Source organism: Paenibacillus qinlingensis, assembly GCF_013204845.1.
GTDB classification, from domain to species: Bacteria; Bacillota; Bacilli; order Paenibacillales; family NBRC-103111; genus Paenibacillus_E; species Paenibacillus_E qinlingensis.
In genome coordinates this window covers 1-22,067 of sequence record NZ_JABMKY010000036.1, presented here as the reverse complement: position 1 = coordinate 22,067, position 22,067 = coordinate 1, and the positions used below count along the sequence as shown (strand labels likewise).

The 22,067-nt window shown below is 46.2% G+C and carries 22 protein-coding genes and 1 rRNA gene; all 23 read left to right on the top strand.

Annotated features, from left to right (window positions below; all coding sequences use genetic code 11):
- The first annotated feature begins 39 nt into the window (after window positions 1-39).
- A complete protein-coding gene (locus HQN88_RS35030) occupies window positions 40-762 on the top strand; it encodes a vWA domain-containing protein (protein WP_057313332.1) in 723 nt (240 codons plus the stop codon).
- Window positions 746-1,651 carry a protein kinase domain-containing protein gene (locus HQN88_RS35025; RefSeq protein ID WP_173120994.1) on the top strand — a complete coding sequence of 302 codons (906 nt, stop codon included), beginning with the start codon at window positions 746-748 and terminating at the stop codon, window positions 1,649-1,651. Before HQN88_RS35030 ends, HQN88_RS35025 begins: the two co-directional genes overlap by 17 nt.
- 33 nt (window positions 1,652-1,684) lie before the next feature.
- Entirely contained in the window at window positions 1,685-3,112 is a 1,428-nt protein-coding gene (gene tilS / locus HQN88_RS35020; RefSeq protein WP_173120992.1) for a tRNA lysidine(34) synthetase TilS, read from the top strand.
- A gap of 61 nt (window positions 3,113-3,173) precedes the next feature.
- Complete coding sequence (gene hpt, locus HQN88_RS35015) at window positions 3,174-3,713, top strand: hypoxanthine phosphoribosyltransferase (protein WP_173120990.1); 540 nt, start codon at window positions 3,174-3,176, stop codon at window positions 3,711-3,713.
- A gap of 97 nt (window positions 3,714-3,810) precedes the next feature.
- Window positions 3,811-5,772, top strand: a complete 1,962-nt coding sequence (gene ftsH / locus HQN88_RS35010) for an ATP-dependent zinc metalloprotease FtsH (protein WP_056617926.1) — start codon at window positions 3,811-3,813, stop codon at window positions 5,770-5,772.
- A 202-nt stretch (window positions 5,773-5,974) separates the two neighbouring features.
- Complete coding sequence (nadA, locus tag HQN88_RS35005; protein WP_056617922.1) at window positions 5,975-6,913, top strand: quinolinate synthase NadA; 939 nt, start codon at window positions 5,975-5,977, stop codon at window positions 6,911-6,913.
- A gap of 128 nt (window positions 6,914-7,041) precedes the next feature.
- A complete protein-coding gene (gene nadB, locus HQN88_RS35000) occupies window positions 7,042-8,652 on the top strand; it encodes an L-aspartate oxidase (RefSeq protein WP_173120988.1) in 1,611 nt (536 codons plus the stop codon).
- A gap of 1 nt (window position 8,653) precedes the next feature.
- Window positions 8,654-9,523 (top strand): carboxylating nicotinate-nucleotide diphosphorylase, encoded by an 870-nt coding sequence (gene nadC / locus HQN88_RS34995; RefSeq protein ID WP_173120986.1) that lies wholly within the window; start codon window positions 8,654-8,656, stop codon window positions 9,521-9,523.
- Window positions 9,520-10,284, top strand: a complete 765-nt coding sequence (locus HQN88_RS34990) for a type III pantothenate kinase (RefSeq protein ID WP_056617913.1) — start codon at window positions 9,520-9,522, stop codon at window positions 10,282-10,284. The genes nadC and HQN88_RS34990 overlap by 4 nt, the downstream gene beginning before the upstream one ends.
- A 23-nt stretch (window positions 10,285-10,307) precedes the next feature.
- Complete coding sequence (hslO, locus tag HQN88_RS34985) at window positions 10,308-11,183, top strand: Hsp33 family molecular chaperone HslO (protein ID WP_173120984.1); 876 nt, start codon at window positions 10,308-10,310, stop codon at window positions 11,181-11,183.
- A 66-nt stretch (window positions 11,184-11,249) separates the two neighbouring features.
- The gene (locus HQN88_RS34980; RefSeq protein WP_173120982.1) at window positions 11,250-12,200 is read left to right on the top strand and encodes a peptidylprolyl isomerase; all 951 of its coding nucleotides are present in this window, start codon (window positions 11,250-11,252) and stop codon (window positions 12,198-12,200) included.
- 112 nt (window positions 12,201-12,312) lie between these two features.
- The gene (cysK, locus tag HQN88_RS34975) at window positions 12,313-13,254 is read left to right on the top strand and encodes a cysteine synthase A (RefSeq protein ID WP_173120980.1); all 942 of its coding nucleotides are present in this window, start codon (window positions 12,313-12,315) and stop codon (window positions 13,252-13,254) included.
- A 118-nt stretch (window positions 13,255-13,372) separates the two neighbouring features.
- Window positions 13,373-14,902: an anthranilate synthase component I family protein gene (locus tag HQN88_RS34970; protein ID WP_173120978.1), complete on the top strand. Its 1,530-nt coding sequence runs from the start codon at window positions 13,373-13,375 to the stop codon at window positions 14,900-14,902.
- A gap of 34 nt (window positions 14,903-14,936) precedes the next feature.
- A complete protein-coding gene (gene pabA / locus HQN88_RS34965; RefSeq protein ID WP_056617898.1) occupies window positions 14,937-15,518 on the top strand; it encodes an aminodeoxychorismate/anthranilate synthase component II in 582 nt (193 codons plus the stop codon).
- A gap of 7 nt (window positions 15,519-15,525) precedes the next feature.
- Entirely contained in the window at window positions 15,526-16,392 is an 867-nt protein-coding gene (gene pabC, locus HQN88_RS34960) for an aminodeoxychorismate lyase (protein WP_173120976.1), read from the top strand.
- A gap of 21 nt (window positions 16,393-16,413) precedes the next feature.
- On the top strand, window positions 16,414-17,235 hold the full coding sequence (gene folP / locus HQN88_RS34955; RefSeq protein ID WP_173120974.1) for a dihydropteroate synthase: 822 nt from the start codon (window positions 16,414-16,416) through the stop codon (window positions 17,233-17,235).
- A gap of 40 nt (window positions 17,236-17,275) precedes the next feature.
- On the top strand, window positions 17,276-17,644 hold the full coding sequence (gene folB / locus HQN88_RS34950; RefSeq protein ID WP_173120972.1) for a dihydroneopterin aldolase: 369 nt from the start codon (window positions 17,276-17,278) through the stop codon (window positions 17,642-17,644).
- Window positions 17,641-18,153, top strand: coding sequence for a 2-amino-4-hydroxy-6-hydroxymethyldihydropteridine diphosphokinase (gene folK, locus HQN88_RS34945; protein ID WP_173120970.1), 513 nt, complete (start codon window positions 17,641-17,643; stop codon window positions 18,151-18,153). The genes folB and folK overlap by 4 nt, the downstream gene beginning before the upstream one ends.
- A complete protein-coding gene (locus HQN88_RS34940) occupies window positions 18,135-18,347 on the top strand; it encodes a helix-turn-helix domain-containing protein (RefSeq protein ID WP_173120968.1) in 213 nt (70 codons plus the stop codon). The genes folK and HQN88_RS34940 overlap by 19 nt, the downstream gene beginning before the upstream one ends.
- Before the next feature lie 17 nt (window positions 18,348-18,364).
- On the top strand, window positions 18,365-19,381 hold the full coding sequence (gene dusB / locus HQN88_RS34935; RefSeq protein ID WP_173120966.1) for a tRNA dihydrouridine synthase DusB: 1,017 nt from the start codon (window positions 18,365-18,367) through the stop codon (window positions 19,379-19,381).
- A 221-nt stretch (window positions 19,382-19,602) separates the two neighbouring features.
- Window positions 19,603-20,079 carry a transcription elongation factor GreA gene (greA, locus tag HQN88_RS34930; protein ID WP_028557404.1) on the top strand — a complete coding sequence of 159 codons (477 nt, stop codon included), beginning with the start codon at window positions 19,603-19,605 and terminating at the stop codon, window positions 20,077-20,079.
- An 87-nt stretch (window positions 20,080-20,166) separates the two neighbouring features.
- Entirely contained in the window at window positions 20,167-21,663 is a 1,497-nt protein-coding gene (gene lysS, locus HQN88_RS34925) for a lysine--tRNA ligase (RefSeq protein WP_173120964.1), read from the top strand.
- A 329-nt stretch (window positions 21,664-21,992) separates the two neighbouring features.
- Window positions 21,993-22,067: ribosomal RNA gene (locus HQN88_RS34920) — 16S ribosomal RNA — on the top strand; the annotation flags it as partial.

The window sequence follows — 22,067 nt, the reverse complement described above, 5'->3', positions numbered from 1 at the left end:
GAGAGCGAATCTTATCGGCCAGGGAGGCAGAAGATCATGATGAAGCAAATTTTATTGATTACAGACGGTTGTTCCAATGTTGGCGTTAGTCCCGTGATAGCGGCGGCACAAGCGCAGGCAGAAGGTGTTGCTGTGAATGTCATTGGCGTGATTGATCATGGGGAGCTAGGGGTGCTAGGCTCAGAAGAGATTCGAGAGATTGCAGCAGCAGGCGGCGGCATGAGTCGGATTGTTAATTCCGAACAGTTGTCACATACCGTGCAAATGATGACTCGGAAAACCGTGAATGCAACCATCCAGCATGCTGTGGGCAAGGAATTGCAAAGTATATTGGGGATTTCACAATTAGAGCAACTACCACCGGAGAAGCGGGCTGAAGTCGTACAAGTTATTGATAATATGAGTGAAACCACATCTCTCCGTGTTGCACTTTTAATAGATGCAAGTGCTAGTATGAAGCCGAAACTTGCCGCGGTACGTGAAGCCATTCATGATCTTTTGCTTAGTTTAAGAGCCAGAAGTGGTGTGAGCGAGCTAGCCGTTTTCCATTTTCCATCTACCAAATCGAGTGATCAGGAACTAGAAATGGACCATGGATGGACGAATCAGCTTGCAAATGTCGACAAGATGTTCTATAAAATAAACATGAAGGGTACGACACCAACTGGTCCAGCGCTACTGCAAACGTTGCAGTTCGTGACAGAAAAGCCTTTCTCACCAAAGACGACTGAGGAAGGGATGCTGAGTGACTACGTGGTATGATGAAGCCTTTCGCCCAGGGGCTGTAATTAAAGGAAAGTGGAATGGCCATGTATATGTGGTTGAGCGCTTATTAGGTGCAGGCTCCAATGGTATTGTTGCTCTTGTACGAAGGAGAAACGCTAGATTTGCGCTTAAAGCAGGATATGAAACGGTTGACCATCAGTCAGAGATCAATTCTTTACTTGCTATTTCAATGAAAGAGAATTCATTCAAGAATTTTTTGATTGATTCAGATGATATGATGATTCAAGGAAAGGGGATCTCCTTCTATGTCATGCGATATATTGAGGGGGTGACTCTTTCCGAATTTATACATAAGCGCAGTCAAGAGTGGATCTATGTGATAGGCACGAACCTATTGCGGAAGCTCACTGAAATCCACAGGAGCGGGTATGTATTCGGAGATTTGAAGGTCGAGAATATGATTGTATCTAACTATGGCGATGTCGACCTTATTGATTTCGGGGGCGTGTCACCCAAAGGACGAGCGATTAAACAATTAACAGAAGTCTACGATCGCGGGTTCTGGAATATGGGAGAGCGGGTTGCGGAGGAAAGTTACGATCTATTCTCATTTGCTATTTTACTATTAAAAACACTAGATCACCGCAAACGCTTCGCAGGTTTTATCAAAACACTCCCCCAAAACCGGGAGTTAGATCAATTAACGTCAATAATGCGGGAAAATCCAGTTGCTGCACAGTTGGCCCCTTTTTTGAATAAAGCGTTGCGCGGCGAGTTTAGTACATCCGAAGAAGCAATTGTGGAATGGAAGAAGTTGATTGCAGGTAAAAAAGTCGCGCAGTCGACGCTGAAAATGCCATGGCTTAAAATATGCTTCGCTGCCTCTATTTTTATTTGTGGAGCAACGATTTATATGTATTGGTAGGGCGCGGTAAGAAAAGGCCGAAAGGAATGCGAGATGGAAACGGATCTTGTTACCAGAGTGGAACAACGAATTGAGGAAGAAAAGCTTGCAGATGCAGGGGATGTGATTGTCGTCGCGGTGTCGGGGGGACCTGATTCTGTGGCGCTGTTGCATGTCCTTTTTCGTCTTGCAGATGCCCATCAGTGGACGATCGTTGTTGCCCATGTGAATCATCAATTCAGGGGCATGGAATCGGACGCGGAAGCAGACTTCGTTGCAGAGATTGCGGCGGGGCTGGCGCTTCCTTGTGAAATTGGTGTTATTGATGTTCCTGCTTATATAGAGGAAGCTTCTTTAAATGGGCAAGCGGCAGCGCGGGAGAAGAGATATGAATTTCTCCATGAAGTCGCTGAGCAGTACGGTGCACAACGGATCGCTTTGGCCCATCATGCCGATGATCAAGCTGAAACGATGTTGATGCGAATCTTGCGTGGGACAGGCCCATCGGGGCTAGTTGGCATGCCGGAACGAAGGCGCGAAAAAAAAGTGGAACTGATTCGTCCTTTTTTACGTATATACAAATCAGATATTGTGAATTATTGCGCTCAGCATGAAATTGCCTATTGTAAAGACAGCAGCAATGAGCTGCGGAAGTATTTCCGCAATCGAATTCGGTTAGATGTTATGCCGATGCTGAAACAGTATAATGAACAACTTCCAGAGTCACTCAATCGATTGACCGATGTGATGCAAGCTGAGAATGATTATTTGGATACAGAAACGGATAAGGTTTTTGGCCGAATCGTGACATTTCAGTCGAACATCTGCCGCTTAAATCGGAGTGATTTCGCCGAGCTTCACGTTGCTTTACAAAGGCGTTTGATTAAATTAATATTAAACTGTCTTTGTTTGGAAAGGGAACGGCTGGTATTTACACGAATTGAGCGCGTGCGTGAGTTAATGGTTAAAGATCAGATGTCGAATCAAGTCCTTCAAGTGGATGAACAGATTTATATTGTGAGAGAATATGGATCTATTCAATTTCAGACCTATGCACCAGATCCTAAGCCTTATGCTTATGAGATCCGGTTAGCATCAAATGAGCTGGACCTACCGGACATGAACGCCAAATTGATCTACTCATGGATGCCTTTAAGCTCGTATGAGCAAGCTGCTTCATCACCACACCATAATGGCGACGTTTTTTTTGATGCGGACCAGGTAGAATTGCCGCTTTGTTTGAGAAGCCGCAGATCGGGAGACCGATTGGAACCACTTGGTTTAAACGGGTCAAAAAAGGTAAAGGATATGTTCATTGATGCCAAAATGCCACCAACTCGGCGTGAGGTCATTCCACTACTGGTCGACGCATCCGGACGGATTCTCTGGATTGCTGGATTTCGTAGGTCCAAACACGCTTTGGTCGGACCAGACACAGAACGTGTGCTTCATATGAAGCTAGTGCTGCAGGAACATATGTAAATTTCGTTCTTCTAGAATGTAAATTTATAAGGATTCATAATATAATCTAGGGGGTTCATCCTTGTACAGCGACATTCAAGAAGTACTTTACAGTGAAGAACAAATTCAAGGCAAGATTAAAGAATTAGGGGAATTGCTTTCCACTGATTACGAAGGTAGGAATCCATTGGTTATTTGTGTGCTGAAGGGCGCTTTTATTTTCATGGCGGATCTTGTAAAGCAAATCAGAGTACCATTGGAAATTGATTTTATGGCGGTATCCAGCTACGGTCAATCCACGAAGTCCTCAGGAGTTGTTAAGATTATCAAAGATCTTGATGTACCTGTGGAAGGACGTCATATCTTGATCGTGGAAGATATTATCGATAGTGGCTTAACGCTAAGTTATCTGATAGATGTGCTAGAACGTCGCAATGCTAAGACAATCTCGGTTGTTGCGCTGTTTAATAAACCGGCACGCAGAACGGTAGAGCTTGAACCTGATTATGCGGGTTATGAGCTGCCAGATGAGTTCGTTGTCGGATATGGTCTGGATTATGCAGAGAAGTATCGTAACCTTCCATTTATCGGCATATTGAAACCAGAGATCTATTCGAGCTAGTGTCATGTTCCGCAGGCGCACCAAGACAGTAATGTTGTAGCGCTTTACCGGGGTGTGGTAAAATAATAATTGTGTGCCGTTTGAGAGGAGGCTCGTTATGAATCGAATTATCCGGAATACCGGCTTTTATTTGCTTATATTTTTGGTTACCGTGGGGATCGTTCATTTCATCAGTACCCAGAATGAACAGAAGGAGTTAATCACTTACGATAAATTCCGACAAGCAGTTGTAAACAAAAATGTAGAGTCCGTAGTGTTAAAGTTTGATGGGTATACCTATTCCATTAAGGGTAAGTATATTAACCCGCCTAATGGCGCGGATAAGAAGAGCTTTGAAACACATGCTCCTTATGAGCCGTTAGTTGTACAAATGATTGAAGCGAACGGCGTACCTTCGGAAGAGTACGGGCCGATGGAACGCGATAGCGTTTGGATTAGCTTTCTTACGTCCATTATTCCATTCGTCATTATCTTCATTTTGTTCTTCTTCTTATTGAATCAAGCGCAAGGCGGCGGCGGTAAAGTGATGAACTTCGGCAAGAGCCGTGCGCGCCTGTATAACGAGGAGAAGAAACGTGTCACATTTGAAGATGTGGCAGGTGCGGATGAAGAGAAGCAAGAATTAATCGAGGTTGTTGAGTTCCTTAAAGATCCTCGTAAATTCGCAGCAGTTGGCGCTAGAATTCCTAAGGGTGTTCTATTGAATGGTCCTCCAGGAACAGGTAAAACACTACTTGCTCGTGCGGTTGCCGGTGAAGCAGGCGTACCTTTCTTCAGTATCTCCGGTTCTGACTTCGTTGAGATGTTCGTCGGTGTCGGCGCATCCCGTGTTCGTGACTTGTTCGAGAATGCGAAGAAGAATTCACCTTGTATTATCTTTATCGATGAGATCGATGCGGTTGGTCGCCAACGTGGCGCTGGTTTAGGTGGCGGACATGATGAGCGTGAGCAAACACTCAACCAATTGCTAGTTGAAATGGACGGGTTTGGCGCGAACGAAGGCATTATCATCGTAGCAGCAACGAACCGCCCTGATATTCTAGACCCTGCCTTATTGCGTCCAGGCCGTTTCGACCGTCAAATCACGGTAGATCGTCCGGATATCAAAGGCCGTGAAGCCGTATTGAAAGTTCATGCACGTAACAAACCGCTTGCTAAAGATGTGAAGCTAGATTCACTTTCACGTTATACAACTGGTTTTACGGGTGCTGATCTTGAGAACTTGTTGAATGAAGCAGCTTTGATTGCAGCTCGTCGTAATCGTAAAGATATTTCGATGGCGGAAGTTGAGGAAGCATTTGACCGTATTATCGTCGGTACACAGAAGAAAAGTAGAATTATCTCCGAAACTGAGAAACGTATCGTAGCGTACCACGAAGCGGGTCACGCGATTATCGGTTATCACGCGGAGAATGCGGATATGGTTCACAAGGTTACGATTGTACCTCGCGGACGCGCTGGCGGTTATGTGATGATGCTGCCTAAAGAAGGCGAAGATCGCATGATGCAAACGAAGAACGAGCTACTGGATAAAGTAACTGGACTCTTGGGTGGTCGTGTTTCCGAAGAATTGTTCATCGGAGAAATTGGCACAGGCGCATACAGTGACTTCCAGAAAGCAACGGGAATCGTTCGTCGCATGATTATGGAATACGGAATGAGCGATAAGCTTGGACCGATGCAGTTCGGTAGCTCCCAAGGTCAAGTGTTCTTGGGCCGCGATATCGGACACGAGCAGAATTATAGTGATGCGATTGCATACGAGATCGATCAGGAAATGCAAAGCTTTATTCGTACGTGCTACGAACGTGCACGCACGATTCTTACAGAGCATGCGGATCAAATCCACCTCGTTGCCAAAACATTGTTAGAGAAAGAAACGTTGGATAAAGACGAAATCATCGAACTCTTGGAAAAAGGCAAGCTTAATGCTAGCACCGATGAGGAAGATGTTAAAGTTACGATTCAAGGTCAAAGCCAAGCTAGCGAAAGCAATAAGCTGGAGTTTGACAAAGACAAAGAAGTTAAAGAGATCAAGCCGGATCAAACAGAAGAGTAAGTTGCAATGCGAACTCGGAAATCCGTTGTACACGTTCAGTGTGCGCGGAATTCCGAGTTTTTTCAATGTATTTGCGCATTGACAGGCGATGTGAGAATGTGTAAATTAGTTGTAAATCTCTAATTTTATTGCTTTTAGATCATACTACTTTTAGATAAACGATTGAGACGATTCTTACGTCCCAGATAGGGGAGGAAGCACCATGGAAGCCTTAGCATTAGAGCGCAAAGCGGAACAAAACCGCGAGCTCAAAGAACGACTGCTGCAATTGAAGAAAGAACGCAATGCCATTATTCTTGCTCATTATTATCAGCGTGACGAAGTTCAAGAGGTAGCGGATTTTCGAGGAGATTCCTTTTTGCTTGCTCAGAAGGCGGCACAAACCGATGCGGATGTCATCGTATTCTGTGGTGTTCATTTCATGGGGGAAAGCGCTAAGATTCTTGCGCCTAACAAAACCGTAATTATTCCAGACGAACGGGCTGGTTGCCCAATGGCAGATATGGTGAATGTTGAAGGTCTACGTGCCCTTAAACGCCAACATCCGAATGCCAAAGTTGTTGCTTATATTAATACATCGGCTGATGTGAAGTCGGAAACCGATATTTGTTGTACTTCTGCGAATGCGATCAATGTCATCAATTCCGTCGATTCAGATGAGATCATCTGGGTACCGGATAAAAATTTGGGTGACTATGTATCAAAATTCACAAGCAAAAAAGTGATCATCTGGGAAGGCTACTGCAACACGCATGATATGCTGACTGTTAAAGATGTAGAAGAAATGAGAGCGCAATATCCGAATGCACAATTCGTTGTTCATCCTGAATGTCGCCCTGAAGTAGTGAAGCTTGGGGACTTTGTAGGCAGCACGACGGCGATCATTAAATATTGTAAAGAGTCCGACTGCCAGGAGTTTATCGTTGGGACGGAAGATGGGACTGGGTATCAGTTACGTCTAGACAGCCCTAATAAGAAATTTCATTTTGCTACGAAGTACTTAGTTTGCCCTAATATGAAAGTGAACAATTTGAAGAAAATCGTGAAGTGTCTTGAGACGATGCAACCAGAGATTTATGTACCAGAAGACGTAGCTGATAAAGCAAGATTGTCCTTGGAGCGCATGTTACAAGTTAAGTAGCATGCGCTACTCTCTTGTCTTGAATAGGTGCCCTCGTGAAGCAAAGCTAGTATCGATCCAATAGGCGAATTGTGGACGAGCTAACGTTGCTTTACGAGGTATTAATGGTGAAGAACAGGTGAACCGTCATGATTCCTAGATATCTGGTAGATGTTGATTTAGATTCTATTCCTCATATACATACGGATGTAATTGTTATTGGTGCAGGCATAGCAGGATTATTCGCAGCGCTTCGTGCCAGCGAGACTAAGAAAGTGCTTATGATTACGAAGAAATCCCTCCTGGATAGCAACACGCGCTATGCGCAAGGTGGGATTGCTGCTGTAATCTCAGACGAAGATTCACCGGAATATCATCGTCAGGATACTGTGATTGCAGGTGCAGGACTTTGTTCGACAGAAGCTGTTGATGTTCTTGTACATGAAGGTCCTGAAGGCGTACAAGATCTGATCCGAATGGGAACCCAGTTCGATTTAGAGAATGGCGAATTTGCTTTGACGAAGGAAGGTGCGCATAGCCAGCGTCGAATTTTGCACTCAAATGGCGATGCGACTGGCGCGGAAATCGTCAGAGCTCTTTCGGAGCGTACAAAGCAAGATCCGAATATTGAAATCTGGGACGATCACTTTGTGATCGACCTGATTACCCAAGACGGCGAATGTTATGGAGCGCTCGTACAGAAACCAAACGGACAGCGTGTGTTTGTGCGTGGCAACGCCACGATCCTTTGCTCCGGTGGCGCGGGACAGCTGTTCCGTTACACAACGAACCCAGACATCGCTACAGGTGATGGGATTGCGATTGCCCACCGCGCTGGCGCACAAATTCAGGATGTGGAATTCATTCAATTCCACCCAACAGCGCTATGCTACCCAGGCGCACCACGCTTTCTGATCTCCGAAGCGGTGCGTGGCGAAGGCGCCTATTTGCGCAACATCAAAGGAGAGCGCTTCATGGAGCGCTATCATCCACAATTAGAGCTAGCACCGAGAGATGTTGTTGCCCGTGCCATTGTTGACGAGATGGAGAGCTGTAAATCAACCTTTGTCTACATTGATATTACGCATGAGTCTGAAGAATTGATTAAACATCGCTTCCCGACGATATATGAATATTGCCTGAATTATGGGCTCGATATGAGTACGGATTGGATTCCGGTTGCCCCAGCAGCGCATTATATGATGGGTGGCGTAAAAACGGATCTATACGGAGAAACCAAAGTTCGTCGCCTATTTGCATGTGGTGAAGTTTCATCTACAGGCGTACATGGTGCAAATCGTTTAGCGAGCAACTCGTTATCAGAAGCGATTGTATTCGGACGCCGAATTATTGAACGTATTCAGGAGTTGCCTGCCCTACAAGGAAATATTCAAATCCGTTCGGCTTCCGAAGCCCCTAGGACGGAGATCCCGAATCAAGCCGTTGTAGAGAAAAAGTTGAAGCTTCAGAAAGTGATGCTCCGTTACGCGGGTCTCAAGCGCTCGGCCAAAGGCTTGCAGAAGGGGTATGAGGAGTTGGCGAGACAATTGTCGATATACGATTCGTTGATGACGAAGCGCGAAGAGTATGAGTTTGCCAACTTGCTTAACGTAGCACTTTTAACAACGACAGCAGCATTAACCCGTGAGGAAAGTCGTGGCGGACACTATCGAGAAGATTTCCCGGATCGGGATGACTCCGTATGGAGGAAGCATATCGTTTTCCAGCGTGGGGAAGATAGGATTGAGGAGTGGATCTAGTATGTTAGAAATAAATATGGAATTAGTTCGTAAGCAAATTCGCCTATGGCTTGAAGAAGATATCGGCACTGGTGATGTCACGACTTTGACAACAATCCCTTTGGAACAAGTATCCAAAGGGATTATCCACGTCAAAGAAGATGGAATTATTTGTGGGCTTCGCATCGCGCAGGAGGTTTTTGCTGTGATCGATGCTTCTCTTCGTTTTGAAACAAAAGTGCTCGAAGGATCGTCTGTTAATAAAGGGACCATACTAGCTGAAGTGGAAGGCAATACTCGAAGCATCCTATTGGGCGAGCGGTTGAGTCTGAATTTGATGCAACGATTGTCGGGGATCGCCACGAAGACACATGAATTTGTGGTTGCTTTAGAAGGATTGCCTACTAGACTGGTTGACACACGCAAAACAACGCCTGGACACAGATTGCTTGAGAAATATGCGGTGCGCGTTGGTGGTGGTTATAATCATCGCTTCGGTCTTTATGATGCGGTTATGATTAAAGATAATCATATCAAAGGCTCTGGTGGCATTACCCAAGCCATTCAAGCAGCTCGTCAGAACATTCCCCACACGATGAAGATCGAGGTGGAGGTTGAGAATTTTGAGCAACTGCATGAAGCGCTTCAAGCCCATGCGGATATCATCATGTTGGACAATATGGCTCCAGTTCAAATGAAAGAAGCAGTTTCGATAATTAAAAGCAAAGCGCCGCATATTGTAGTAGAAGGATCAGGTTCAGTCACCCCGCAAACGATTAAAGCAATGGCAGAAACGGGTGTAGACGTGATTTCCGTTGGACGACTGACGTACTCGGTAGCAGCGCTCGATATTTCACTAGATCTGAATGAGCGGAAGGAGACGGCACTATGATTCTCGTTATCGATGTCGGGAATACGAACATTGTGCTCGGCCTTTACCAAGAACGTACGCTCTTGCATCATTGGCGGGTAAGCACGAATCGGTCGGCTACCGTGGATGAGTATGGCATGCAGCTGCACAGTTTGTTCCAACACTCAGGTATTTCCTTTGCACAAGTAGAAGGTGTCATTATTTCATCTGTCGTGCCCCCGTTGATGAATGCAATGGAAAACCTCTGCTTACACTACTTGAAAAGGGCACCGTTTATCGTAGGACCAGGGATTAAAACAGGATTGAACGTCCGTGTGGACAATCCAAAGGAAGTTGGAGCAGACCGCATCGTGAATGCGGTAGCGGCGCTGGAGCTATATGGAGCTCCGTGCATTATCGTCGATTTCGGCACAGCTACAACGTACGATTACATTGATTCCTCAGGGCAACTAGTGGGATGCGCCATTGCGCCTGGCATTGGGATCTCCACCGAGGCGTTGTATCAGAAAGCAGCGAAGTTGCCGCGTATTGAGCTGGTTAAGCCGAAGAGTGTGGTGGGTCGGAATACCGTTGCAGCGATGCAAGCAGGAATTATTTATGGGTATGTTGGGCAAGTTGATGGAATCGTCGGACGGGTCATTCAAGAGTTTAATGTAAATCCTACAGTTATCGCGACGGGTGGATTGGCTGAGCTTATTTCTAGTGAGTCACGGACGATACAAGTCGTCAATCCTTTGCTTACGTTACAAGGGTTACAAATGATTTATGAGAAAAATGTCTAAGCAGTATAAGGAAGGAAATTGACATGAGTGATTATTTAATTCGAGGAACAGCGCTAGATGGACGCGTACGCGCGTTCGCTGTTCAGACGACGCACCTAACAGAAGAGCTTAGCCAAAGGCATCAAACGACGCCAACAGCGACAGCTGCCTTAGGAAGAACAGCCGCGGCGGCGCTTCTAATAGCTGCTATGCTTAAGGGAGAGGAACATCTCATTGTGCAAGTCAAAGGGGATGGCCCGATCGGGCAAATCGTGGTGGATGCAAATGCGAAGGGTGAAGTGCGTGGATACGTAGATAATCCTTTGGTAGATCCGCCGCTCAAAGAGAACGGTAAGTTAGACGTTGCTGCTGCCGTGGGCACAGACGGTTTTTTATACATAACGAAAGATCTAGGCATGAAAGAGCCTTATAAAGGAAGTGTTCCTTTAATTTCAGGCGAATTAGCAGAGGATTTTACCTATTATTTTGCAAAGTCTGAACAAACGCCTTCAGCTGTCGCGCTAGGGGTATTGGTGAATAAGGATCATACGATTCTTGCTTCAGGGGGATTTGTGATTCAGTTGCTTCCAGGTTTAACAAATAGTGAAATTGATGAGATTGAAGCGATGTTAGGCCAAATCCCGACGTTCACGCACATGTTAGGCGGAGGATTGAATTTAGAAGAAATTTTACAAACCGTGCTCCCCTCCTTCCGTAAGCTTGACGAGATGGACGTGATGTTCCGCTGCAAATGCAGTCGGGAGAAAGTGGAGTCTACCTTGATTTCACTAGGCAAAAAAGAACTTCAAGAAATGCTGGAAGAAGAGGGCGTTGCCGAAGTTGTTTGCCATTTCTGTAATGAAGCTTACCGGTATGAAGGAGAAGATTTACAACGGATGATTGATCTGCAAGCATGGTAATCTGCTTGATTTTAGCTAGTGAATACAGGTGCAAGCAGCAATATGGAAGTAAAAGAGGGAAATAGGATGCGCAATGTAAAGCGATTGTGGGGAGTCATCATCGCGATGGCGATATGTATTCTCGTGCTCGCATCCTTGCTGATCAGTCATGCTATCAACCAATCAGAACCAAGACAATCACCGGAGCCAGAACAGCAGGGTGAGAAGATGCATACACGAGTTATCGCCAAAATTGGGAATCGTGAAATTACCATGGATGAGCTCGAATCAGCGCTCGCACGCCATTATGGCCCAGAGCAGCTAAGTCAAATGCTGGATCGTGAAGTAATTCGCCTAGAGGGAAATGAAACGGGGATTAAGGTAGAGAGTGCGGAAATCAATCGTGAGCTGAAAAGGATGCAGCAAGGGTACGAAAGTGAAGGGCAGTTTTATGACTCCATGCAAAGTCAATTGGGAATGTCTGAGCAGGAAATCCACGAGGATGTATCGAATAAGTTGTTACTTGAGAAGTTAGCAACGGCATCCATTCACATCACAGATACTCAAGTTGATACCTACATAAAGACTCATGCAGATGAGTTTGAACAAGACACGGAATACAACATTGGGCAGATCATTGTATCCACGAAGGAACAAGCAACGAAAGTCATTGCGGAACTAGCCAAAGGGGTGAGCTTTGGGATTCTTGCCAGAGATCGATCCATTGATGATGCCACCAATAACAATGGTGGTGATTTGGGTTGGATTGAAGGGGATGATCCTTTTGTGGAGGCTCCAATATTGGAATCAGCAAAATTGCTGAAAGTTGGCGAAGTTAGCAAGCCTATCCCTGTTTTACAAGGATTTGCCGTCGTATTACTTAAGAGTAGACGTGACAAAAAGAACCCGGATCTGGTGTACATTCGGGAGAATGTACGTAGGGAGCTTGCGTTGCAACAAGCACCTCCATTGAAAGAGTTTGTCGCGCAGCTACGCGGTAAATGGAAGGCGAGTGTGTTGGATCCAACGCTTCGATAAGAGATTGTGAGAAATTGGTTGACAACCTGTAAGTGCATTGTTAAGATTAGTATAATTAATACCGACTAATTAACTCGGAAATCATTCAAACTTAATCTGGAGGGGAAATATTATGGCAAGATTAGTACAGAGCATTACGGATTTGATTGGAGATACACCACTAGTTCGTTTGAACCGTGTTGTTCCAGAAGGCAGTGCAGAGGTTTATGTGAAACTAGAGTACCAAAATCCAGGTGCTAGCGTGAAAGACCGTATTGCCATCTCCATGATCGAAGTTGCCGAGCAAGAAGGCAAATTAAAACCAGGTGACACAATTGTAGAACCGACAAGTGGTAACACGGGAATCGGGATTGCCTTGGTGGCAGCAGCTAAAGGATACAAAGCTATTCTAGTTATGCCAGAAACAATGTCATTGGAGAGACGTAACCTGCTTCGCGCTTACGGTGCACAGCTCGTTCTAACTCCTGGAGCAGAAGGCATGAAGGGCGCAATTAAACGTGCGGAAGAACTTCAAGCAGAGAATCCTTCCTACTTCATTCCACAACAATTTAAGAACCAAGCGAATGTAAAGGTTCACCGTGAAACGACAGGACCAGAAATCGTGGAAGCGATCAACGCACATGATGGGAAACTGGATGCTTTCATCTCCGGTATCGGTACAGGTGGTACAATCACAGGTGCAGGTGGCGTTTTGAAAGAAAACTTCCCGAACATCAAAATTTACGCAATTGAACCTGCAGCATCCCCAGTTCTTTCTGGTGGTAAGCCAGGTCCTCATAAAATTCAAGGTATCGGTGCAGGTTTTGTTCCAGATATTTTGAATACGAATGTGTACGATGAAATTATTGCGGTTGAGAACGAAGACGCATTCGAAACTTCACGCCGTGTTGCCAAAGAAGAAGGTATCCTTGGCGGAATTTCCTCCGGTGCAGCGATTTTCGCAGCATTGAAGGTTGCTAAAGAGCTAGGCGCTGGCAAACGTGTTGTTGCTGTAATTCCAAGTAACGGTGAGCGTTACCTTTCCACGCCTTTGTATCAATTCGAAGAGCAATAAGATCGAGTCCCATGTCAAAGAGATCAAGCCTTCAGCTATTACAGCTGGGGCTTTTTTTCTGTATAGGGTTGGAGTATACTAATGGACAACGAATTAACGGATTTTAAGGAGCACAAGTATGATCTTAACTACAGTGGAACAATGGCAGGCGTGGTCTTCTAGCTACAACATGCTGCCATATGTAATTAAATTAGGTTTAGCTGATGATCGGATTGCCTCATGGGAAGACGCATGGAAAGAGGCATCGCCGGATTCGTTCGTACTTGAAAGTGGAAAAGGTGGGCGCTATACGCATTTTGGGTTGCATCCCTTTTCAACTGTGCGGGGCACAGGTTTGGAAGCAGAAATCAAAGGGGACTCGACCTCGGCGCTCTCTCACCTGCAGGGAAAGCCGCTCGATATCGTCAAGCAGTGGATGTCCGCCTATCGTAGTCCGAAAGTCCAAGGTGCCCCCAAATTTGTCGGGGGGTGCGTAGGCTATTGGAGCTACGATGTGATTCGCACCATTGAGAGATTGCCAGAGCAAGCGCAAGATGATCTGCCAATCCCTGACTACAGCTTCGCTATGTATGATCAGGTGTGGACGCTGGATCACACAGAGAAGAGCCTGTACATCGCTGTGCACATGCCTTGCTCCCCAACTACAGACCTGGGCGAGCTCTATGCGCAAGCGCACGCTCGCGCCGAAGCCATGCTCGTGCGCTGGCACGCGATTCGCGCAGGCAATTGGTCCGGCACTCCGCTGAGTGGCGCCGACCAACCAATGATAGCGCGCGAGGAGCTGCACATCGACGTCGAAAGCATCGAAGGCATCCAACCTGCCTTCGACAAAGCCGCGTTCATGGCTGCGGTGGAGCGCATCCAAGCCTACATCTCTCAAGGTGACGTGTTCCAAGTCAACTTGTCAGTCAGACAGAGCCGGCAGTTGCGCACGACGCCAGAGGAGATTTACGAGGCGCTGCGCATCGTAAATCCTTCGCCCTACATGGGCTTGCTGCGATTCGCAGGCTTCGCCCTTGTCTCCGGCTCGCCGGAGCTGCTCGTGCAGCTCGAGGACGGCGTCCTGCGGACGCGTCCGATCGCTGGCACGCGCCCGCGCGGCAAGGATGCAGAGGATGACCTGCGCCTAGCTGGCGAGCTCATCCACAACGACAAAGAGCGCGCCGAGCACGTTATGCTGGTCGATCTCGAGCGCAACGATCTGGGCCGCATCTCGCGTTATGGCTCCGTCCATGTGAAAGACTTCATGGTCATCGAGTACTATTCCCATGTGATGCACATCGTCTCCGAAGTTGTCGGCGAATTAGCAGAAGGGAAGGACGCCTATGATGTCATCGCGGCGACCTTTCCTGGTGGTACCATTACAGGCGCACCGAAGATTCGCTGCATGGAAATCATTGAAGAACTAGAGCCAGTACGCCGCGGTCCTTACACGGGATCGATGGGATGGATTGACTATAATGGCAATATGGAATTTAATATTATTATACGCACGTTAGTAGCGGTTGACGGGATGGGGCATATTCAAGCGGGAGCGGGGATCGTCATAGACTCCATACCAGAGCGCGAATACATCGAATCCTTGAACAAAGCCAAAGCGATGTGGAAAGCAATTGAGTATAGCGAGCGGAGCATGAGCCGAGCTTAAGCCCGAATGGGCTGAGACGAAAGGGGAGCTTAGAATGATTTTAGTGATTGATAATTATGATTCGTTTACGTACAACCTTGTTCAGTATTTAGGAGAGATTGGTGAGGAAGTCATCGTTCGTCGGAATGACGAAATTGATTTGGCAGGGGTCGAGGCGTTGGCGCCGGACCATATCTTAATATCTCCAGGTCCTTGCACGCCGAATGAAGCTGGAATTAGCTTATCACTGATTGACCATTTTAAAGGGATTATCCCGATTTTCGGCGTTTGCCTCGGACATCAATCCATTGGCCAAGCTTTCGGTGGCGATGTGATTCGCGCAGAGCGCTTGATGCACGGTAAAACCTCGGAGATTTTCCACGATGGGAAAACCTTATTCGAAGGGCTTCCGTCACCTTTCATTGCAACACGTTATCATTCGTTAATTGTAAAAACAGAAACCTTGCCGGATTGTCTAGAAATCAGCGCACAAACAGCTGAAGGCGAAATCATGGCTTTGCGTCATAAAGAGTATCCGATCGAAGGCGTGCAATTCCACCCAGAATCGATCATCACCCAGCATGGACATCAAATGCTGCGTAATTTTCTTCGCCGCACAGCGAAGTCAGGGGTCTAACTAACGTATGATCATCTCCGTCAATGGTATCTTAACCGAAGAAACACAAGCCGTGGTCTCTGTCTATGATCACGGTTTTCTGTACGGGATCGGTTTGTTTGAGACTTTTCGCACATATAACCGCAAACCGTTCCTGCTTGCGGAGCACCTTCGTCGTCTCACGGATGGTTGCCAGGAGCTTGGCATCGTTTACGAGCCTAACCTAGAGACCCTGACACGTCTCGTCGAAGAACTTCTCCAAGCCAACCAGCTCGAAGAGGCGTATATCCGCTATACCGTCTCTGCGGGCGTCGAGGCATTAGGTCTTCCTACCGGCGACTATACGAAGCCTTCGGAAATCATCTACATTAAGCCTTTACCGCCAAGGGATGAAAAAACCTACCTTCATGGCAAAGCGTTGCAACTACTGAAGCTGCCACGCAATACACCAGAAGGCTTATATCGATTTAAGTCTTTTCATTATATGAACAACATTTTGGCTCGAAGAGAGCTAGGGCAATACGATTGGGCTACTGGGGCGGAGGGGCTTATGCTTTCGGAAGATGGCTACGTGGCGGAAGGGATCGTCAGTAACCTCTTTTTCATCAAAAATGACACCCTCTACACCCCATCGCTCGATACGGGTATCTTGCCGGGCATCACAAGAGCGCATGTGATAGAACTCGCACAGCAGATTCAAATTCCTAGGCAGGACGGTTTATACCGGTGGGAAGATCTCTTAGACGCAGACGAAGTATTTCTCGTGAATTCGATCCAAGAAATTGTTCCTGTCACCACTTTGTATACACCGAGTGGACAAACCTATACGGTAGGCACTGGATCTCCGGGTCCTGTAACTAGTCAACTCATCCAACGCTACACCATGTCACAGTAACGAACAGGAAGTGAACCTTACATGAAAGTGTTATCCTGTAGAGGACACGAACTGCCCATCGGTGATCGAACGATCATTATGGGCATATTAAACGTAACGCCGGATTCCTTTTCGGATGGCGGAAGCTACACACAAGTCGAAGATGCGATTCGCAAAGCCCGCCAAATGGTGGCAGAAGGCGTAGATATCATCGATATTGGCGGAGAATCCACGCGACCTGGAGCTGCGATTGTCACAGTAGATGAGGAACTTCAACGTGTCATCCCTATCGTAGAGGCGATTCGCCGTGAAATCAGCATCCCGATTTCCATTGATACCTACAAAGCTGAAGTAGCTAGACAAGCCCTTGAGGCAGGAGCCCACATCATCAATGATGTATGGGGCGGTCAAGCAGATACCGATATGGCAGCAGTGGTGGCGCAATATGATTGTCCATTTATTATTACCCATAATCGGATAAGCTCGGAATATGTCGAATTTCTCCCAGAAGTTATTGCGGATCTCCAACGCTATACAGACCAAGCTCTTCATGCAGGTATTAAGCCTGAGCATATCATTCTTGATCCCGGGATTGGTTTTGCGAAATCCTACGAGCAAAATCTATATCTAATGAACAACCTGCGCCCGATCGCAGATCTCGGATATCCAGTGCTTTTGGGCACATCGCGTAAAAGTGTTATTGGACTAACCCTAGGGCTGCCTCCGGAGGAGCGCCTCGAAGGAACGGCAGCAACTGTCGTACTAGGCATCGCGCAGGGGTGTGGAATCGTTCGAGTACACGATATTCAAGCCATCAAACGGTTAGCCCTTATGACGGATGCCATGCTGCGCAGCAAACTTTAAGTTTATATATATCATTATTTCAACCTTGGAGGCTTTCCCTATGGATAAAATCATCCTATCCCGCATGCAATTTTTTGGTAATCACGGTGTGTTCCCTGAAGAAAATACGCTGGGCCAACGCTTCTACGTTGATGTAGAGCTAATGCTCCCTTTAGATAAAGCTGGAAAGAACGATGAACTGACAGAAACGGTTCATTATGGTGAAGCTTTTTTCCTTATCAAAGAGATCGTGGAAGGGCGTACGTATAAATTAATCGAGGCATTAGCAGAAAATATTGCATCCGAGCTCCTGCATACTTATACTAGTATCAATGAAGTGACGGTTCGCGTCATTAAGCCGCATCCGCCCTTCGCCGTTATTTTTGACGGTGTTACCATAGAGATCAACCGAAAGCGGGCATTGGAATGACAGCCGAAGATCGAGAACGCATAATTGCTTACGTCGCATTAGGCTCCAATATTGATAAGCGTGAACATTATTTGCAGAGTGCTATTACAGCGCTGAATGAGGAATCGGGGATCACGGTGACGGGCCAATCTAGCATCTATGAAACCGAGCCTGTTGGCTATGTGGATCAATCTGCTTTTCTAAATATGGTGATTCAAATTCATACGGACTTATCGCCGGAAGCGTTACTGGTTACCTTGCTAGCCATTGAGAACCGTTTGGGTCGGAAGCGTGATTTACGTTGGGGACCTCGAACAATTGACTTGGATTTGCTCCTGTATGGTGACCATCAGCTTATGACCCCCGACTTGATCATTCCGCATCCGCGGATGCATGAGCGGGCTTTTGTATTAGTGCCCCTCTCTGAGGTTCTCTACGCGCGGCAGGACGCTCTGTTTGAATCTATCTCTGCACACTTGGAGAAACTGGAAGGAAAGGAAGGCGTCATCCTATGGAAAAAAGCTCAATAGCACAGCGCATACGCGCTTTTCGTAAGTTAAAAGGCTATACGCAGAGTGAATTGGCCGATTTGTTAGGCGTATCTATTGCCATTCTAGGGGCGATTGAACGTGGAACACGCAAACCAGACAATAAAATGATTCATAATATCTCGCAAGTTCTTCACATTGAACCCGAGGAATTAGTCGCAGTAGTTGTGAAATGAGAGGAGTGGAATCTTCGGTGCTGAAAATAGGAAATGTCGAAGCTCCCAATAGAGTTGTATTAGCCCCAATGGCTGGCGTATGTAATCCAGCCTTTCGATTAATCGCTAAGGAGTTTGGTACAGGCTTAGTCTGTGCAGAGATGGTTAGTGATAAAGCGATCGTACACGGTAATGCACGTTCGTTGGAGATGTTATATGTAGATGATCGTGAAAAGCCTTTGAGTCTTCAAATTTTTGGAGGCGACACGGAGACGTTGGTTCAAGCGGCAAGAATTGTTGACCAACATACGAATGCCGATATTATTGATATCAACATGGGGTGCCCTGTTCCCAAAATCACGAAATGTGATGCAGGCGCTAGATGGCTGCTTCAACCAGATAAGATCGAAGCCATGATCGCGACAGTTGTTGCTGCTGTAAGTAAACCTGTTACGGTGAAGATGCGTATTGGTTGGGATTCGGAACATATTTATGCTGTCGAAAATGCGAAAGCTGTCGAAAGAGGCGGCGGCAGTGCCGTTAGTGTTCATGGGCGTACGCGTGAGCAACTGTATACGGGCAAAGCTGATTGGGATATCATTCGCGAGGTGAAGCAAGCTCTATCGATTCCGGTTATTGGTAACGGTGATGTTGTCACACCTGAGGATGCCAAACGCATGCTGGACCAAACAGGCGTAGATGGTGTAATGATCGGACGTGGCGCGTTAGGCAACCCATGGATGTTGTATCGTACAGTACAATATCTAGCCAACGGTGAACTTCCGCCGGAACCATCGGCAGAAGAGAAAATCCGCATCGCGATTTTGCATATGGACCGTTTAATTGCCCTCAAGGGTGAGCATGTTGCGGTGAAGGAAATGCGCAAACACATGGCTTGGTACCTCAAAGGTATGACAGGAGCAGCACGTGTGAAAGATATCATCATGGAGACAGAGAAGCGGGATGAAATGGTTCGTACATTGGACGCATATGTCGAACATCTTGCGACGAGTTCCGTGTCTGGGACAGCCGAAGAATCAGCTGTGCTGCATTAAAAAGAAGCAGCAATGGTTGACATTGACATTTTGAAACCGTTGCAATATAATCAGTCAATATTAATGTGTTCCTGCATATATTGAAAGACTAACGAGTAAGCAACTTATTATGAAACGTGAATTCATACTACTTGAATCAGCTCTATAAAGACCCAACTCCTAGCAGGAAGCATCGATTCAACGATATGAAAATCTTTCACATGACGGGAGATCAGTTGGCAATGGCTGAAAAAGAGGTCATTCTTACACCAGTAGGGCTACGGAAATTAGAGGATGAGCTTGAGCATCTGAAATCCGTGAAACGCCGTGAAGTTGCGGAAAGAATTAAGGTCGCTATCGGTTATGGCGATATTAGTGAGAACTCCGAGTACGAAGATGCGAAGAATGAACAAGCTTTTATTGAAGGAAGAATCATTACTCTAGAAAAAATGCTGCGCAACGCGCGGATTATTAATAACGATGAGGTCGATATTAACACGGTTAGTGTAGGATCGATTGTCACACTGAAAGACTTGGAATTCGGCGACTTGGTAGAATACAACATTGTAGGTTCGGCTGAATCCGATCCGCTGCAGAATAAGATTTCTAATGAAAGCCCTGTGGGTAGAGCTATTCTTGGCAAGCAAAAGGGCACCAACGTTGATGTTGTAGTACCTGCTGGCGTCATTCAGTATCAAATTATTGATATTAAAAAGTAGCGTGCAGCCGCAAGCCTTTTGGAAAGCTTCCGTCAGGAAGCTTTTTTCCGTTCACAGCCCTAAACTAATTCGTAGGAGATGAAAAGCATGAGTCAGGAATTAGAATTAAATGAATTGCTCGTTATTAGGCGCAACAAATTGGACGAGCTTCGCGGTCTTGGTGTCGATCCATTCGGCGGCAAGTTTGTAAGAACGCATGCAGCCGGGGAGATACTTTCTGCTTATCAAGAGCTGAGCAAAGAGGATCTAGATGAAGCGAACGTAGTGGTTCGTATTGCAGGACGTATTATGCAGAAGAGAAGTATGGGTAAAGCTAGCTTCGCACATCTGCAAGACATTACAGGAAAAATTCAAATCTACGTGCGTGAAGATGCGCTGGATGCGAATATTTATAAAGCTTTCGATATTCTTGATCTAGGCGATATGGTAGGGGTGGAAGGTGTTGTTTTCAAAACGAAAACAGGCGAAACCTCTATTAAAGTGAAATCACTTGAGGTATTGACGAAATCTTTACTTCCATTGCCGGATAAATTCCATGGCCTTAGTGATGTTGAGCTTCGCTACCGTCAACGTTATGTAGACTTGATTATGAACCAAGATGTTCAGAAGACGTTTATTCTTCGTTCCAAAATCATTCAATCCATGCGCCGTTATTTAGATTCTTTGGGTTATTTGGAAGTGGAGACACCAACACTGCATTCTATCGCGGGCGGGGCTTCTGCACGTCCATTTAACACACATCATAATGCGCTGGATATGCAGCTTCATATGCGTATTGCGATTGAGCTTCACCTGAAGCGCTTAATCGTAGGTGGACTAGAGAAAGTGTACGAAATCGGTCGTGTATACCGCAATGAGGGTATCTCTACGCGCCACAACCCTGAATTTACGATGATTGAGTTGTATGAGGCGTATGCCGACTACAAAGATATCATGAAGTTAACAGAAGAGCTTGTTGCTCATATCGCGCAAGAGGTGCTTGGTCAGACGACTATTCCTTATGGAGATCATGAGGTTGATTTAGCTGTAGGTTGGAGACGAGTCTCCATGGTTGATGCGATCAAAGAAGTCACGGGTGTAGATTTTAGCGTTCATATGACCAATGAGCAAGCGCATGGTTTGGCCAAAGAGCATAAGGTTTCTGTTGAGCCGCATATGACGTTTGGTCACATTGTGAACCAATTCTTCGAGACGTTCGTTGAAGAGACATTGATTCAGCCTACGTTTATCTATGGACATCCATTAGAGATTTCTCCACTTGCCAAAAAGAACCCCGAGGATCCACGCTTTACGGATCGCTTTGAGCTCTTTATCGTGGCACGTGAGCATGCGAATGCTTTTACAGAGCTTAATGATCCGATTGATCAGAGAGAGCGCTTTGAGGCTCAACTACGTGAGAAAGATCTGGGCAACGATGAAGCGCATGAAATGGATGAAGATTTCATTCGTGCTCTTGAGTACGGCATGCCACCAACGGGTGGATTAGGTATAGGTATTGACCGTTTGGTTATGCTATTGACGAATGCACCATCGATCCGTGATGTTTTATTATTCCCATTGATGCGTGAACGCCAAGGCGAGTAATTCCTTCGTTTAGAGGCGCCATTTGGTGCCTCTAATTTTTTTGAAATTAGGACTTGCAAAGTGTATATGGTCTGTGGTATCTTATAAAAGTTGCCGCTGAGGACAACACGAGAAACACAAGAAACACAACAAAAAACAACTCGAAATTAAGAGTTGCAAATGAAAACTCAGTGTGGTATATTGGTCTTCCGGCTTTCGAAAGAGAGCAGGTTGGACAAGAGTAGTTGATCTTTGAAAACTGAACAACGAGTGAGTAAGCACAGTCGAGTAATCGACTATAAAAGAGATTGCAAAATCTCGCTAGCTTCAAATGAGCAAGTCATCTTTCTACTATGGAGAGTTTGATCCTGGCTCAGGACGAACGCTGGCGGCGTGCCTAATACATGCAAGTCGAGCGGGTTTAT

Coding starts and splice junctions, on each gene's coding strand:
- HQN88_RS35030 (WP_057313332.1), top strand. CDS start 40: ATGAAGCAAATTTTATTGATTACAGACGGTTGTTCCAATGTTGGCGTT.
- tilS (WP_173120992.1), top strand. CDS start 1,685: ATGGAAACGGATCTTGTTACCAGAGTGGAACAACGAATTGAGGAAGAA.
- ftsH (WP_056617926.1), top strand. CDS start 3,811: ATGAATCGAATTATCCGGAATACCGGCTTTTATTTGCTTATATTTTTG.
- nadA (WP_056617922.1), top strand. CDS start 5,975: ATGGAAGCCTTAGCATTAGAGCGCAAAGCGGAACAAAACCGCGAGCTC.
- nadB (WP_173120988.1), top strand. CDS start 7,042: ATGATTCCTAGATATCTGGTAGATGTTGATTTAGATTCTATTCCTCAT.
- nadC (WP_173120986.1), top strand. CDS start 8,654: ATGTTAGAAATAAATATGGAATTAGTTCGTAAGCAAATTCGCCTATGG.
- HQN88_RS34990 (WP_056617913.1), top strand. CDS start 9,520: ATGATTCTCGTTATCGATGTCGGGAATACGAACATTGTGCTCGGCCTT.
- hslO (WP_173120984.1), top strand. CDS start 10,308: ATGAGTGATTATTTAATTCGAGGAACAGCGCTAGATGGACGCGTACGC.
- HQN88_RS34980 (WP_173120982.1), top strand. CDS start 11,250: ATGCGCAATGTAAAGCGATTGTGGGGAGTCATCATCGCGATGGCGATA.
- cysK (WP_173120980.1), top strand. CDS start 12,313: ATGGCAAGATTAGTACAGAGCATTACGGATTTGATTGGAGATACACCA.
- HQN88_RS34970 (WP_173120978.1), top strand. CDS start 13,373: ATGATCTTAACTACAGTGGAACAATGGCAGGCGTGGTCTTCTAGCTAC.
- pabA (WP_056617898.1), top strand. CDS start 14,937: ATGATTTTAGTGATTGATAATTATGATTCGTTTACGTACAACCTTGTT.
- pabC (WP_173120976.1), top strand. CDS start 15,526: ATGATCATCTCCGTCAATGGTATCTTAACCGAAGAAACACAAGCCGTG.
- folP (WP_173120974.1), top strand. CDS start 16,414: ATGAAAGTGTTATCCTGTAGAGGACACGAACTGCCCATCGGTGATCGA.
- folB (WP_173120972.1), top strand. CDS start 17,276: ATGGATAAAATCATCCTATCCCGCATGCAATTTTTTGGTAATCACGGT.
- folK (WP_173120970.1), top strand. CDS start 17,641: ATGACAGCCGAAGATCGAGAACGCATAATTGCTTACGTCGCATTAGGC.
- HQN88_RS34940 (WP_173120968.1), top strand. CDS start 18,135: ATGGAAAAAAGCTCAATAGCACAGCGCATACGCGCTTTTCGTAAGTTA.
- greA (WP_028557404.1), top strand. CDS start 19,603: ATGGCTGAAAAAGAGGTCATTCTTACACCAGTAGGGCTACGGAAATTA.
- lysS (WP_173120964.1), top strand. CDS start 20,167: ATGAGTCAGGAATTAGAATTAAATGAATTGCTCGTTATTAGGCGCAAC.